The organism is Streptomyces sp. NPDC025833, from assembly GCF_055558055.1.
Genome location: NZ_JBVHNF010000016.1, coordinates 1 through 14388, shown reverse-complemented (window position 1 = coordinate 14388; position 14388 = coordinate 1). Strand labels below are relative to the sequence as shown.

Below are 14388 nucleotides of genomic sequence, written 5' to 3'. Positions count from 1 at the left end.
CAACGGTAGGCCGGGCGCGGGCCGCGGTCGTCCCCACGCAGAAGGGTCCTCGGGCGTCCCCCTCAAGTACTACGGGCCGGACGGCCGCACCAGCCCCGACTCGTAGGCGAGGACCGCCGCCTGGGTACCACCGGGTCCGCCCCCGAGGAGCCGAACCCGATTGCTCACCAGGCGAGTTGGGCGATCTCCTCGGCCACCACCGCGCAGGCGTCCGCCGCCGGGTCGATCAGCGGGAAGTGGCCGACGTCCTCCAGGAGGGTCAGTCCGGCCGTCTCCCCGGCCCGCGCCGCCGCCTCCGCGTACGCCTCGGCCACCTGCTGCGGCACCACCAGGTCGGCGCGGCCCTGGACCAGGGTCGTGGCGATGCCCGTCGGCAGCAGGAGCGCGGGATCCGCGTACGGGCGCCGCTCGGCGAAACAGTCCCGGCCGCCGAGGAGTTGCAGGCAGGCGTGCCCGCAGACGCCCAGCTTCTCCGCCGTCTCGAAGTCCGCGATCGGGGCGAGCGCCACGACACCGCGCAGCGCCGCCGGTCCACCGGTTGGCCAGGGGGCGTCGGCGGGCAGGACGTGCCGGGCCGCCGCCCAGAGCGCCAGGTGGCCGCCGGCCGAGTGCCCGGTCAGCACCGTACGGCGGGCGTCCGCCTGCGGGAGGGCGTCCTCGGCCAGCGCGGGGAGCGCGTCGAGGGCCGCCGCGACGTCGTCGAGGGTGTCGGGCCAGCGCCCGGCGGGTGGCGTGCCGCCCGCCTCGCCGCCGGGCCCGGCCGGCCCTCCCGGCCCCGCCTGCTGACCCGGGATCAGCGGCTCGCCGCCGCGCCGGTACTCGACGTTGGCCACCGCGAAGCCCCTGCGGGCCAGGTGGTCGGCGAAGGGGGTGATGTGGCGGCGGTCGTAGGGGGAGCGCCAGGCCCCGCCGTGCAGGACGACGACCAGCGGGGCACCGGCCGCGGACTCGTGGCCGGAGCGGGGCGCGTAGAAGTCGATCACCTGGTCGGGGTGGTCGCCGTAGGCGGCGGTGGCGTCCGGGTCGACCGGGGGGTGGGAGAAGAGCGACTCCTCCTCGGCGGCGGCGCGGGCGGCTGCGGCGTCGTCGTCGTCCGGCATGCTCCGGCCTCTCAGCGATGGAACGGTATCGGCGGACCGGGGTGGCGGCGGCCGTGCTGTCGGCGGGGACGGTATCAGGCCGGTGACGTGCGGGGACACGGTGACGTGACGCTCGGTGAGGGCGGGGTGGTGCCGAGGGCCGCACGCCCCCGCCGCACGGATCGCGCAGACCCATCGCGGGAACCTCGCGGACCCACCGCGCAGGCCGTACGCGTCCCAGGGCCGCCACCGCCACCGGACCCCGCCACGAGGCCACGCACGCCGCAGGACCGCCCCCGCCACAGACGCCGTACGCGCCCGCGACCGCACCCGCCACGGGGACCGTGGGCGCCCGGGACCTGCCCGCGCCCACGGCCCCCGCGCCCCGTCAGGCCAGTTCCTCTCCCAGGATCCGGGCCGCCCGCTCCACGTCGCAAAAGCCCACGTACAGCGGGGTGAAGCCGAAGCGGAGGACGTCGGGGTGCCGGAAGTCGCCGACCACGCCCCGGACGATCAGGCGCTTCATCACCTCGCCCGCGTCCGGGCAGCGCAGCGCGATCTGGCTGCCCCGCTCCGCGTGCCGTACCGGGGTCACGCACTCCACCCGGCCCGGCGGGACGTACGCCCCGACGCACTCCAGGAAGAAGTCCGTCAGGGCGAGGGACTTGGCCCGGACGGCGTCCACGGACACGCCGTCCCAGACCTCCAGCGCCGCCTCCAGGGCCAGCATGGACAGGATGTCCGGGGTGCCGACCCGGCCGCGCCGGGCACCCGGCACCGGGGTGTAGGCCGGGCTCATGCCGAAGGGCTCGGCGTGCGAGTTCCAGCCGGGCAGCGGGGAGTCGAAGCGGTCCTGGAGCCCCGCCCGCACGTACAGGTACGCGGGCGAGCCCGGGCCGCCGTTGAGGTACTTGTAGGTGCAGCCGACCGCGAGGTCGACGCCGTGCTCGTCCAGGCCCACCGGCAGCGCGCCCGCGCTGTGGCACAGGTCCCAGACGGCGAGGGCGCCGTGGTCGTGGACCGCGGCGGTGAGCCCCGGCAGGTCGTGCAGCCGGCCGGTGCGGTAGTCGACGTGGTTGAGCAGCACCGCGGCCGTGCGCGCGCCGAGCGCCCCCGGGACCTCGTCCGGGGTGACCGCCCGCAGGGTGCGGCCGGTCAGCCGGGCCGCCGACTCGGCGATGTACCCGTCCGTGGGGAACGTCGTCGCGTCCACCAGCAGCTCGTCCCGGTCGTCGCCCGCCATGCGGACCGCCGCCACGAGCGCCTTGAACACGTTGACGCTGGTCGAGTCGCCGACGACGATCCGGCCGGGGGCGGCGCCCACCAGCGGCGCGATCCGGTCGCCGATCCGCTCGGGCGCCGTCCACCAGCCGCTCTCCTCCCAGGAGCGGATGCGCAGCTCGCCCCACTGGCGGCGGACCACGTCGGCCACCCGGTCGGGGACGTGCGCGGGCAGGGCACCCAGGGAGTTGCCGTCGAGGTAGACCTCCGCCGGGCCGGCGTCGTCCCCGGCACCGGCGCCGAGCACGAAGCGCTCCCGCAGGCCCGCCAGGCCGTCGGCCGCGTCCAGTTTCCCGGCACGCGACGCGAGCCCTGACGGATCGGTCGGCTCAGACATGGGACCTCGCCGTCCACAGCTCGGGGAACACGTTCTTGCGGGCGCGCTTCTCCAGCCAGGCCACGCCGGCCGAGCCGCCCGTGCCGGCCTTGGCGCCCATCGCGCGCCGGGTGGCGACCAGGTGGTCGTTGCGCCAGCGCCACACCAGCTCGGCCACGTCCGTCAGCGCCTCGCCCAGCCGGGCGACCTCGTCGCCCTCGTCGCCCGCGTAGACGGCGGTCCAGACGGCCTCCACCGCCTCCACCGGCTCGTAGCGCCGGGAGACGTCCCGGTGCAGCACGGAGTCCGGGACGGCGTGGCCGCGGCGCGCGAGGAGCCGCAGCACCTCGTCGTACAGGCTGGGCTCGTGCAGGGCCTTCTCCAGCTCCGCGTGGGCGCGCGGGGCGCCGCGGTGCGGCACGAGCATGGACGCGGACTTCTCGCCGAGCAGGAACTCCAGGCGCCGGTACATCGCCGACTGGAAGCCGGAGCCCTCGCCGAGCGCGCTCCGGTAGGAGTTGAACTGGGCCGGGGTGAGCTGGCCGAGCGGCTTCCAGGAGGCGTTCAGGGCCTCCAGCTCCCGCACCGAGCGCTTCAGCGCGGCGATCGCGGTAGGCACGTCGTCCGAGCGGAGCGCCTGCGCGGCCGTCTCCCACTCGTGCACGATCACCGTGAACCACAGCTCCATGACCTGGCTGGTCACCAGGAAGACCAGCTCTCCGGGGTCGTCGGAGAGGGTGTGCTGGAGATGGGTGAGCACGTCGGCCCGGACGTAGTCCTCGTACGGCGTCGTCCCCGCGAAATCCAGGTTCGGGGTCTCGGGCTCAACGGCCTCGGCAGGGGGGTGAGCCTGTTGGGACATCGCTGTCTCCTGATGTTGCTCCGGGTAGCGGTCCGCCCCTGCCGATGCCGGCACGGGGGCCCCGGTCCCCACCCCGCATCCTCCGCAATGCTCCCGGATCCGGCAAGGCCCGCCCGGCGCCGGGCGGGCCACGGCCGGTGACCGCGGGTGTGCGGCTACCGGGTCAGCCGAGGGTCTGGGCGGCCGTCGGCGAGGAGTCCTTGAGGAACTGCGCGCAGCGCTCGTACTCCGCCTGCTCGCCGATCGCCTGCGCGGCGCGGGCGAGGGCGTGCAGGGCGCGCAGGAAGCCGCGGTTCGGCTCGTGCTCCCACGGCACCGGGCCGTGCCCCTTCCAGCCGCTGCGGCGCAGGGAGTCCAGCCCCCGGTGGTAGCCCGTACGGGCGTAGGCGTACGACTCCACGACCGAGCCCCGCTCGAACGCCTCGTCGGCCAGCCGGGCCCAGGCGAGGGAGGAGGTCGGGTACTTGGCGGCGACGTCCGCCGGCGCGGTGCCCCCGGCCAGCAGCTCGCGGGGCTCCGGCTCGTCGGGCAGGTGGGTCGGGGGCGGGCCGCCGAGGAGGTTCTCGTGAATCGTCATGGGTTCAGTGTGGCCTACCCCGGATCCGCCGGCCGAGGGGTACCGCCGGCGCTCAGGCCCCGCGGCGCCCGGGCTCCCCCTCCAGCGGCGGGGCCGTCACGCTGCCGTGGGTGCGGCACTCCGGGTGGCGGCACCCCGGGGCCGGCCGCCGGACCAGCGCGAAGGCCACGGCCGAGCCCAGCACCAGCACCCCGGCGCAGATCGGCATGGCCCGGTCGAACGCCGCGTCGAAGGCCACGGCCGACCGGTACGCCTCCGGCCCCATGCCCGTCAGCAGCGGCAGCGCGGCCACCGCCAGCAGGCCCGCCGCGCGGGCCGCCGCGTTGTTGATGCCGCTGGCCAGGCCCGCCCGGTCGGCGTCGACGGAGGCGAGGACCGTGGCGGTCAGCGGGGCGACCAGGGTGACCATGCCGGCGCCCATCACGAGCAGGGCGGGCAGGACGTCGGTGAGGTAGTCCGCGTGCCGCCCCACCCGCAGCATCAGCAGCATCGCCGCCGCGCAGAGCAGCGGTCCCGCCGTCAGCGGCAGGCGCGGGCCCGTGCGGTCGGCCAGGGCGCCCGAGCGGGACGAGAACAGCAGCATCAGGACGGTGGTGGGGAGCAGGGCCGTACCGGCGGCCAGCGGCGAGTACCCCGCCACCACCTGGAGCTGGAGCGCGGTGAGGAAGAAGAAGCCGCCGAACGCCGCGTACACGCACAGGGTGACGAGGTTGACCGCGGTGAACCGGCGCGAGGCGAAGATGCCCGGCGGGAGCATCGGCTCGCCGCGGTGCCGCTCGACCCACACGAAGGCCACCGCCGCCGCGACGCCCGCCACCGCACTGCCCGCCACCGCCGGGGAGCCGGTCGGGGCCTCGATGAGCGCGTACGTCAGCAGGGCGAGGGCGAGGGCGCCCAGGGCGGCGCCGAGCACGTCGAAACGGCCCCGGGCCCGCTCGCCGGACGACTCCGGCACGTGCCGCAGCGCGACCGGCACGCACAGCAGCGCCAGCGGCACGTTCAGCAGGAACACCCAGCGCCAGCCGGGGCCGGCCACCAGCCAGCCGCCCAGGAACGGGCCGACGGCGGCGCCGATCCCGCCGAACCCGGACCACAGGCCGACCGCCCGGCTGCGGTCGTCGGGATGGAAGGACGCCTGGATGAGCGCGAGCGAGCCGGGCGTGAGGAGGGCGCCGCCGACGCCCTGGAGCGCCCGCGCGCCGATCAGCACGGCCGAACTCGGGGCGAGGCCGCACAGCAGGGAGGCGGCGGCGAACCACACCACGCCCACCGTGAAGACCTTCCGGCGGCCGTAGCGGTCGCCCAGGGAGCCGCCCAGCAGGATCAGGCCGGCCAGCGTGACCATGTACGCGTTGACCGTCCACTGGAGGGCGGCCAGGCTGGCGTCCAGGTCACGGCCGATGCGCGGCAGGGCGACGTTGACGACGGTGGAGTCCAGCATGGCCATGCTGGAGCCGAGAACCGTGGTGAACAGGATCCATCTGCCCTGGGGCGAGGCCAGCCGGACATCGGGCATGCCCCAGGTATACAGCGGGGCCCGGCGGCTTGGACAGCCGCCGGGCCCGCCGTGGTGCCGGGGATCAGCCGATCTTGTTGCCCGCCGAACGCAGGTGCTGCGTGGCCAGGGTGACGCGCTGGGCCATGGACGCCTCGGCCAGCTTGCCCCACGTGCGCGGGTCGTACGTCTTCTTGTCGCCGACCTCGCCGTCGACCTTCAGGACGCCGTCGAAGTTCTTGAACATGTGCGCGGCGACCGGACGGGTGAAGGCGTACTGGGTGTCCGTGTCGATGTTCATCTTCACGACGCCGTTCTCCAGCGCGGTGAGGATCTCCTGCTCGGAGGAGCCGGAACCGCCGTGGAAGACGAAGTCGAACGGCGCGGCCTTGCCGAACTTGGCGGCGACGCCGTCGTTCAGCTCCTTGAGCAGCTCGGGGCGCAGGACGACGTTGCCCGGCTTGTAGACGCCGTGCACGTTGCCGAACGAGGCGGCCAGCAGGTAGCGGCCCTTCTCGCCCAGGCCGAGTGCCTCGGCGGTGCGGATCGCGTCCTCGACCGTGGTGTAGAGGGAGTCGTTGATCTCGTGCGAGACGCCGTCCTCCTCACCGCCGGTCGGGGTGATCTCCACCTCCAGGATGATGCGGGCCGCCCGGGCCTGCTCCAGCAACTCCTGGGCGATCTCCAGGTTGTCGGCGAGGGTCTCGGCCGAGCCGTCCCACATGTGGGACTGGAACAGCGGGGGGAGACCGGCCTCGACGCGCTTCTTGGAGAGCGCGATCAGCGGACGCACGTACCCGTCGAGCTTGTCCTTCGGGCAGTGGTCGGTGTGCAGGGCGATGTTGACCGGGTACTTCTCGGCGATGATGTGCGCGTACTCGGCGAGCGCGACCGCGCCGGTCACCATGTCCTTGCTGTACTGGCCGCCGAGGAACTCGGCACCACCGGTCGAGATCTGGACGATGCCGTCGCTCTCCGCCTCCGCGAAGCCGCGCAGCGCGGCGTTCAGGGTCTGCGAGGAGGTGACGTTGATGGCCGGGTAGGCGAACTTGCCTGCCTTCGCCCGGTCGAGCATCTCGTTGTAGACCTCGGGGGTTGCGATGGGCATCTGTCCGCTCCTTGAGTTGCGGGGTGGGATCTGCGTTACGGCCCTGACCTAGACCTGAGGGTTCGACATCGTCGTCGGCACCATCTTTCCAGACCCGGCCCGGTGGTCCACGTCCCGGACGGGGCCGGGCCGGTCGATGTCGTCAGTCCAGGCCCAGTTCGTCCTTGGCGAAGGCGAAGCGGTAGGGCACCCCGGCGCCGGCCTCGATCTTCTCGGCGGCGCCGGTCGCCCGGTCCACGATGGTGGCGACGGCGACGACCTCGGCGCCGGCCTCGCGCACGGCCTCCACGGCCGTCAGCGGGGACCCGCCGGTGGTGGAGGTGTCCTCCACCACCAGGACCCGGCGGCCCGCGATGTCCGGTCCCTCCACGCGCCGCTGCAACCCGTGCGCCTTGGCCGCCTTGCGGACGACGAACGCGTCCAGCCGCCGCCCGCGCGCGGCGGCGGCGTGCAGCATGGCGGCGGCGACCGGGTCGGCGCCCATGGTGAGCCCGCCGACGGCGTCGAACTCCAGGTCCGCCGTCAGGTCCAGCAGCACCTGGCCGACCAGCGGGGCGGCCGCGCCGTCGAGGGTGACGCGGCGGAGGTCGACGTAGTAGTCGGCCTCCAGGCCCGAGGAGAGCGTCACCTTGCCGTGCACCACGGCCTTGTCCTTGATCTGCTGCAGCAGCGCGCCGCGTACGTCCGTCATGACGCCCAGCTTAGAGCCGCCGCCAGCGCCAGGTCGTCGTCGCCTCCAGCGGCTCCAGCGGCGTGACCAGCCGCGGGAGGGTGTTCAGTCCGTTGGGCGGCCCGGTCTGCGGCTCCACGCAGACGGCCTCCGCCTGCTCGTCGTACACCACCACCCACTCCTCGCGGCTGGCGACCCTCAGCTCCAGCCGCTCCGGCCAGGTGACGGTGACGTCGACGCCGCCGGGCATGCCGAAGCAGTCGTCCCAGGGGCCGGGCTTGGGCGTGATCCGGTTGCCGGTGGGCAGGTGGTCGTCCCCGCGCTCCTCCTGCCAGGCGGGCTCGAAGTCCAGCCGCGCGTCCGCCCCGCCGAGGTTCCGGTTGAACCACGGGTGCCAGCCGAGCTGCGCCGGGAAGGAGTCCTCGTACGTCTCCACGGACATCGTCAGCGTCAGGGCGTCCTCGGCGAGGGAGACGACCTGGGTGACGCGCGCGGGGTGCGGCCAGGGGTCGGTCAGCTCGCAGGTGATCACCGCCTCGTCCGGTGCGACGCGCGCGGTGCGCCAGGCGCCGTCGCGCGCGGTGCCGTGGATGGCGTGCGGCGGGGAGTTGAGCGGCAGTTGCCGGACGGTGCCGCCGTCCAGGAAGCGGCCGTCCCGGGTCCGCCCGCACCAGGGCACCATCGGGAAGCAGCCGAACCGCTCGCCCTGCCTGAGCAGTTCCAGGGAGTCGACCTGGAGGCCGCTGACGCGGCCGCCGTTGCCGGGACTGACGCGCACCGTCGCGCCGCCCGCTGTCAGCGTGATGTCTTCGTTACTCACGTGACGACAGTACTGGGAGGCCGGCGGGCGCCCGCCCTCAGCGGCGTCGGCGCAGGGCCCGGCCGACGACGATCGCGGAGGCCACCGCCAGTGCCGCCGCCGGTGCCGCCCAGCGCAGCGTGGACACCGCCGACCCGGCCTGGGGGGCCGGCACGGGGGCGTAGCGGCCGCGCGGCGGGGCGTGGTCGACCTCCTCGGCGCTGCGGCCGATCATCGTGCGGCGGGCGTGCGCGGCCTCGGCGGGCGGCTCCCCGGTGTCGGCGAAGTCGCCGGCGGGCCCGTCGTGGTGCGCGCCGTCCGGTCCGGTGGCGTCGTCCGCCGCCGGGGCCGGGGCGGGCGGGGGCACCTCGGTGCCGGACCCGGACGCGCGGGCCGGCCCGGTGTCCGGCCGCGCCTCCTCGGCGGGCGCGTCCGCGGGCCGTTCCGGCCGCTCCGCGGCCAGGCCCTCCACGCACCGGGTCAGCAGTCTGGTCGCCGCGGCGGCCACCGCCTCCGCGGGCAGCTCGGCGATCCGGCCGTCCGCGTCGGCGGTGCCCTCGACGGTGACCGTGCAGCCGCCGTCGGTGTCCGCGAGGCGCAGGGTCAGGGCGAGGGTGACCGAGCCGGCGCCGCGCGCCTCGGTGGCGTCGGCCGCGACGGCGTACGCGCCGTCCTCCCGGGCCGTCACCCGCAGGGCGCCCCGGTAGGTGACGGAGTGTCCGCCGACGCGCAGCTTCAGCCGGCCGGCGACCGGTTCGGCACCGGCGTCCTGCTGGAGTCCGGGGACCGCCCTGGCGACGCGTGCCGGGTCGGCCAGCGCGGCGGCGAGTCTCTCGGCGGGGGCCGGGACGAAGACCTGGTGCTCCATGTCCGGGGAGCCTACCCAGTGGGGACCGGAACTCACCCTGCCGTGAGGACGGCAATCGCTCAGTACCGCGGATGCACCAGCGTCGACGCCGGCAGCCCGGCGATGCGGGTCCGCCGCGCCGCCACCGCGTCCGCCGCCAGCCCGGCCCGCGTCAGCGTGCGCGGCCGGACCGGGCCGAGCCGCAGGGGCGGCGGGGTGCGGCCCGGCGCCGCCAGCAGGAAGCCCCAGTCCCGGGGGGCGCGGGCGGCGCCGGCCGCGGAACCGGGGTCGCGGCCGGTCACCCGGTAGGGGGAGACGGCGAAGCCCGCCGTGCGCAGGGTCGCGGCGACGGTCCAGAAGGCGCGGGGGCGGGCGGTGACCGGCCCGGCGTGCACCACCAGGCGGCCGTGCGGGGCCAGCACCCGGCGGGCCAGGCCGTAGAACTCCTGGGAGTACAGCTTGGTGCCGGCGGTGATCCCGGGGTCGGGCAGGTCGGCGATCACGACGTCGTACGCCGGTCCGCGCGCCCCGCGCAGCCGGGCGAGCGCGTCGCCGGTGCGGACGTGGACCCGCCGGTCGGCGAGGGCGTGGCCGTTGGCGGCGGCCAGGCCCGGGTCGCGGCGGGCCAGGCGGACCAGGTCCGGGTCGGGTTCGACGACGTCGACGCGGCGCACCCCGCGGTGCCGCAGCACCTCGCGGGCGGCCAGGCCGTCGCCGCCGCCGAGGACCAGCACGCGCGCGTGCGGGCCGGCCAGCGCCGGCCCGGTCAGCGCCTCCTGGTAGCGGCGTTCGTCCCGGCCGCCGGCGCGGAGCCGGCCGTCGAGGTAGAGGCCGAGGGGCCGGCCGTGGGTACCGCCGGTCAGGACGACCTCCTGGACGCCGGTCCGCACGGCGACGCGGACGTCCCCGCCGTACACGGCGCGCCGGGCGGCCCGTTCGAAGTCCCCGGCGAGGGCGGCGGCGGAGCCGAGGACGCCGAGGACGACCAGGCCGGTCAGCAGGAGGGTCCAGCGGGCGCGGCGGGTGAGGTCGCGGCGGAAGAGGCCGAGGACCAGGGCGCCGCCCGCGACCACGTTGACCGTGCCGGTCAGCAGCGCTCCGGTCAACTGGCCGCAGAACGGCAGCAGGAGGAAGGGGAAGGCGAGACCGCCGACCAGGGCGCCCACGTAGTCCGCGGCGAACAGGTCGGCCACCGCGCCGCCCGCGTCCTGCCGCCGGACGCGCTGGATCAGCTCCATCAGCAGCGGCACCTCGGCGCCGATGAGCAGGCCGATGGCAAGGGAGAAGGCCACCAGGAGGCAGCGCGGCCCCTCGGCCCAGAGCCCGCCCCAGCCGGCGGTCCAGGCGAACACCGCGTACAGCGCCATCGCGCTGCACCCGCCGACCAGCGCGAGCACCGCCTCGACGGCGCCGAAACCGGCCGCGGCGCGCCGGCGCAGCCGTTTGGCCCCGAGGGAGCCGATGCCCATCGCGAACACCATCACGGACAGCACCACGGACGCCTGGGTGACCGAGTCGCCGACCAGGTACGAGGCGAACGCGACCAGTTCGAGTTCGTACACCAGGCCGCAGGCCGCGCAGACGAAGCCGCACACGAGGACCAGGAACCGCCCGGTGCCGGGCCGGACGGGCAGCCGCGGGGGGCCCGTCCGGGAGGGCCGGGCACCCGGCGGCGCGGGAGCGTGCGCTTCGATCACTCTGTGACGTTACGTCACACGTGCGGCACGCTTCGTCACCCACACGTGTGGATCTGAGGGCGGTCGGGGCGCGGGAGGTTTATGCCTGGCTCACACCGCCGCCGGGTGGTCACTCGGGCCGGGCCGCCCGCACCCGCGCCCCGACCCGGGTCCGGGTGGCCACGAGCTGGCCGTCCTGCGGATAGGCGTGCCAGGTGCGCCAGTGCACCTGGCCGTCCTGCCGATGGGCCAGCATCGCGGTGAAGGCGTGCGGGTCGCCGGGGAAGACGCCGGCCAGGCCGTGCGGATGGCCGGAGACGAGGGCGAGCAGTTCCTGGGCGCGGCCCGCGAACGAGCCGGGGGTGAGCACCTCCACACGGGCGGCGAACTCGTACTCCCAGTCGCCGACCCGCTTGGCGACGCCCAGCGGCAGCGGGGTGCTGGAGCCCGGGATGCAGGCGACCGTCTCCGAGCAGGGGCCCCGGTCCTCGTCCAGGAGGACCTGGTGGGAGGCGCCGAGCAGTCGCAACTGGACTTTGGCTCCGGGGAGTTCGAGGTCGAGGGTGGCCAGGGCGGGCAGCGGTTCGCGGCCCAGGGCCCAGGCGAGGTCGGCAGCGCGCGTATCGGTGTAGGAGGTGTTCAGGGTCGTGAGCATGGATCGGCTCCGCTAACACGCGATGAGGGGAGGATCGGCCATGTCAGCCCAGCCGGCCCGGCCGGGAGGGAGGTCAGGGGGACGTCCGATGGGGCTGCGTTGGCGGTTTAGAGGGAATCATGAACGGTGACGGCGCCACAGCGTTTTTACCCAACTTCGGGCGCTTTCCATCCCTCAGAGGGCTGCACAGCTCAACTGTTCAACCACGGCGTGCGCCGGGCGCGGTCGCGCGCGCGGCGGGTGCCCGCCGGAAACCCCCTCCGACGGGCACCCGCCCCGACGCGTTTTCCCCCCCTCGGCTCGGAAGGCGCGGCCGCCCGGCGTGGTCCCCCCGGCCCGGAAGGCGCGGCCGACCCGGGTCAGCTCCCTCCGCCGCAGCCGCCCCCGCCGCCGCACGACGAGCCCCCGCCGCACGACGATCCGCCGCCGCAGGACGACGAGGAGCCGCAGGAGTGGCCCCCGTGGCCCCCGCCGTGGCCCCCGGACGAGCCGGAGTCCCCGCCGCCGGCCCACCAGCTCGTCCCACCCGCGTCGCCCGCGGACGACGAAGACGACGACGATGCGGCCGAGCGGCGGCGCGGCCGGTTCCGCGCGCCGCCCTTGCCCTTGCCCAGTGCCACCCGGCTCCGCCGGTTCCTGCGCGTCTGGGCCGCCGAGATGAGCATGACCACGGCCACCGCCAGGATGATGCCTTCGATCGCGGTGTCACTCATGGCGCCGCCCTCCTTCCGTTCCCCCGAAGCGGCCCCCCGTGGGCGCCTCGCCTGGCACCGCGTCTCCCGCGGTGCCGGGGGGATGCCCGCCCGCCACGACGCCCAAAGCGGAGTTGAGGAACTCCAGAGCTTGGGCGGAGGATGGCCGGCATGACCTCCAGCGCGCGTCCGCACCTCAACCGCCGGCTTGCCGAGTTCGGGACGACGATCTTCGCCGAGATGTCGGCGCTCGCCGTGGCGACCGGGTCGATCAACCTGGGCCAGGGCTTCCCCGACACCGACGGCCCCGAGGAGATCCGGGAGGCCGCCGTCCGGGCACTGCGCGACGGCCGCGGCAACCAGTACCCGCCGGGCCCCGGCGTCCCCGAGCTGCGCACCGCGATCAGCGCGCACCAGCGGCACCACTACGGCCTGGCCTGGGACCCCGACACCGAGGTGCTGGTCACGGCGGGCGCGACGGAGGCCATCGCGGCCTCGCTGCTGGGGCTGGTCGAGCCGGGCGACGAGGTGGTGGCGCTGGAGCCGTACTACGACTCGTACGCGGCGAGCATCGCGATGGCGGGCGGCCGGCGGGTGCCGGTGACCCTGCGGCCGCACGAGGGGGCCTTCCGCCTGGACCTGGACGAGCTGCGCGCGGCGGTCACCGACCGCACCCGGCTGCTGCTGCTCAACACCCCGCACAACCCGACCGGCACCGTCCTCACCCGCGCCGAGCTGGCCGCGATCGCCGAGCTGGCGGTGGAGCGGGACCTGCTGGTGGTGACCGACGAGGTGTACGAGCACCTGGTCTTCGACGGCGCCGAGCACCTGCCGCTGGCCGGCTTCCCGGGGATGCGGGAGCGCACGGTGAGCATCGGTTCGGCCGGCAAGACCTATTCGTTCACGGGCTGGAAGGTGGGCTGGGCGACCGGCTCACGGGAACTGGTCGGTGCGGTCCGCGCGGCCAAGCAGTACCTGACGTACGTCGCCTCGGGACCCTTCCAGTACGCGGTGGCCGAGGCCCTGGCCCTGCCCGACTCCTACTTCGAGGAGTTCCGCCGGAGCATGCGGGTGCGCCGGGACATCCTGGCGGAGGGGCTGGCGGCGGCGGGCTTCGAGGTGTTCCGGCCGGCCGGGACCTACTTCGTCACCACGGACATCCGCCCCCTCGGCGAGCGCGACGGCTTCGCCTTCTGCCGCGCCCTGCCCGAGCGGGCGGGCGTGGTGGCCGTCCCCAACGCGGTCTTCTACGACGACCGGGAGGCGGGGGCGCCGTTCGTGCGGTTCGCGTTCTGCAAGCGCGAGGAGGTGCTCCGGGAGGCCGCGGAGCGGCTGCGGGGCATGTGAACGCGCGGTCCGGGGGCGGTGCGCCCCCGGACCGGCCGGGGTCTGCTACTCCCCGTCGCGCTCGGGGTCCTCGGAGTCGCCGGCCTCCTCGGCGGAGCCGGGCACCTCCTCCTCCAGGCCGAGCTGCTCGATCAGCCACTTGTCGAACTCGATCGCGGCCCGCACCCAGCTGACCGTGGAGGAGACGAAGTGGTTGATGTCGACGCCCGTGCCGATCAGCATCTGGGCCTCGCCGATCAGACGGACGGTGCCGTCGTCATGGGTGTGGGTGTACACCTTGGGCCACAGGGTGCGGCGGTTCCAGTCGTCGAGGGTCTCCAGCAGCCGCGGCTTCTCGTCGATCTTGTGCGGGCGGTCGTAGAAGGTCCGCACCGAGAAGATGGCCTGTTCGTCGTCCCCGCGGAACATGAAGTACGTGCGGAACTGCTCCCACGGCGCGGCGAGGTCACCCTCCTCGTCGACGACGTACTTCAGCTCCATCTGGTCGAGGAGCTGCTTCACCAGGTCCTGATCCGGGAGGACGGGGCCCGCCGGTCCTTGGGGCTGCGGTTCGGGCTGGCCCCCGAAATTCGGAATCGAGGACGGGTCGATGCTCACCGTGTTTTTCCCTTCATGCGGATGCCGCCATCCTCCCCCATGCGGGGAGGGGGGTGGCAAGCCCCGGCGGGGCCTGTCAGCCCTCGGCTGACACGATCCGTCCGGTCGGGTGGACGGCGGGTGGGGGCGGGGCGGGCGGGGGGGGGGGGGGGGGGGGGGGGCGCCGGGCGGGGGGGCCGCCGCCCCCCCCCCCCCCCCCCCGGCCCCCCCCCCCCCCCCCCCCCCCCCCGGGGGGCCCCCCCCCCCCCCCGCGGGGGGGGGGGGGGGGGCCCCGGGGGGGGGGGGCGCCCCCCCCCGGCCCCCCCCCGGCCGGGGGGGGGGGGGGGGGGGGGGGGGGGGGGGGGGGGGCGCCCCCGCGGGCCGTGCGGGGCCCCGGACCGGGGCCCC

At 75.5% G+C, this 14388-nt stretch carries 14 protein-coding genes; 1 reads left to right on the top strand and 13 read right to left on the bottom strand.

The features are described 5' to 3' along the window. Nucleotides 1–164: 164 nt before the first annotated feature. From ACZ4K2_RS27065 to ACZ4K2_RS27010, 12 genes are all read right to left on the bottom strand, one after another. On the bottom strand, nt 165–1100 hold the full coding sequence (locus ACZ4K2_RS27065; RefSeq protein ID WP_467468167.1) for an alpha/beta hydrolase: 936 nt from the start codon (nt 1098–1100) through the stop codon (nt 165–167). 367 nt (nt 1101–1467) lie between these two features. Continuing rightward, nucleotides 1468–2697, bottom strand: coding sequence for a kynureninase (kynU, locus tag ACZ4K2_RS27060; protein WP_467468169.1), 1230 nt, complete (start codon nt 2695–2697; stop codon nt 1468–1470). Continuing rightward, entirely contained in the window at nt 2690–3538 is an 849-nt protein-coding gene (locus ACZ4K2_RS27055; protein WP_467468171.1) for a tryptophan 2,3-dioxygenase family protein, read from the bottom strand. Before ACZ4K2_RS27055 ends, kynU begins: the two co-directional genes overlap by 8 nt. Before the next feature lie 163 nt (nt 3539–3701). Beyond that, nucleotides 3702–4115 (bottom strand): DUF3151 domain-containing protein, encoded by a 414-nt coding sequence (locus tag ACZ4K2_RS27050; protein ID WP_467468173.1) that lies wholly within the window; start codon nt 4113–4115, stop codon nt 3702–3704. A 52-nt stretch (nt 4116–4167) separates the two neighbouring features. After that, nucleotides 4168–5631 (bottom strand): MFS transporter, encoded by a 1464-nt coding sequence (locus ACZ4K2_RS27045; protein ID WP_467468175.1) that lies wholly within the window; start codon nt 5629–5631, stop codon nt 4168–4170. A gap of 64 nt (nt 5632–5695) precedes the next feature. Continuing rightward, complete coding sequence (gene fbaA, locus ACZ4K2_RS27040) at nt 5696–6718, bottom strand: class II fructose-bisphosphate aldolase (RefSeq protein WP_467468176.1); 1023 nt, start codon at nt 6716–6718, stop codon at nt 5696–5698. Nucleotides 6719–6860: 142 nt separating this feature from the next. Beyond that, nucleotides 6861–7409: an orotate phosphoribosyltransferase gene (gene pyrE / locus ACZ4K2_RS27035; RefSeq protein ID WP_467468178.1), complete on the bottom strand. Its 549-nt coding sequence runs from the start codon at nt 7407–7409 to the stop codon at nt 6861–6863. A 10-nt stretch (nt 7410–7419) separates the two neighbouring features. Continuing rightward, nucleotides 7420–8208 (bottom strand): aldose epimerase family protein, encoded by a 789-nt coding sequence (locus ACZ4K2_RS27030; RefSeq protein WP_467468180.1) that lies wholly within the window; start codon nt 8206–8208, stop codon nt 7420–7422. Nucleotides 8209–8245: 37 nt separating this feature from the next. Beyond that, nucleotides 8246–9055, bottom strand: coding sequence for an SRPBCC family protein (locus ACZ4K2_RS27025; RefSeq protein ID WP_467468184.1), 810 nt, complete (start codon nt 9053–9055; stop codon nt 8246–8248). A 59-nt stretch (nt 9056–9114) separates the two neighbouring features. After that, a complete protein-coding gene (locus ACZ4K2_RS27020; protein ID WP_467468186.1) occupies nt 9115–10731 on the bottom strand; it encodes a polyamine aminopropyltransferase in 1617 nt (538 codons plus the stop codon). A gap of 109 nt (nt 10732–10840) precedes the next feature. Continuing rightward, the gene (locus ACZ4K2_RS27015) at nt 10841–11365 is read right to left on the bottom strand and encodes a DUF2617 family protein (RefSeq protein ID WP_467468188.1); all 525 of its coding nucleotides are present in this window, start codon (nt 11363–11365) and stop codon (nt 10841–10843) included. 359 nt (nt 11366–11724) lie between these two features. Next, on the bottom strand, nt 11725–12078 hold the full coding sequence (locus ACZ4K2_RS27010) for a hypothetical protein (RefSeq protein ID WP_467468190.1): 354 nt from the start codon (nt 12076–12078) through the stop codon (nt 11725–11727). Between the two features lie 141 nt (nt 12079–12219). Between ACZ4K2_RS27010 and ACZ4K2_RS27005 the strand changes: the two genes are divergently transcribed. Further along, nucleotides 12220–13404, top strand: a complete 1185-nt coding sequence (locus tag ACZ4K2_RS27005) for a pyridoxal phosphate-dependent aminotransferase (RefSeq protein ID WP_467468192.1) — start codon at nt 12220–12222, stop codon at nt 13402–13404. Between the two features lie 45 nt (nt 13405–13449). Here ACZ4K2_RS27005 and ACZ4K2_RS27000 read toward each other — a convergent pair whose 3' ends face one another. Next, entirely contained in the window at nt 13450–14001 is a 552-nt protein-coding gene (locus tag ACZ4K2_RS27000; protein ID WP_467468194.1) for a type III secretion system chaperone family protein, read from the bottom strand. Between the last annotated feature and the right edge of the window lie 387 nt (nt 14002–14388).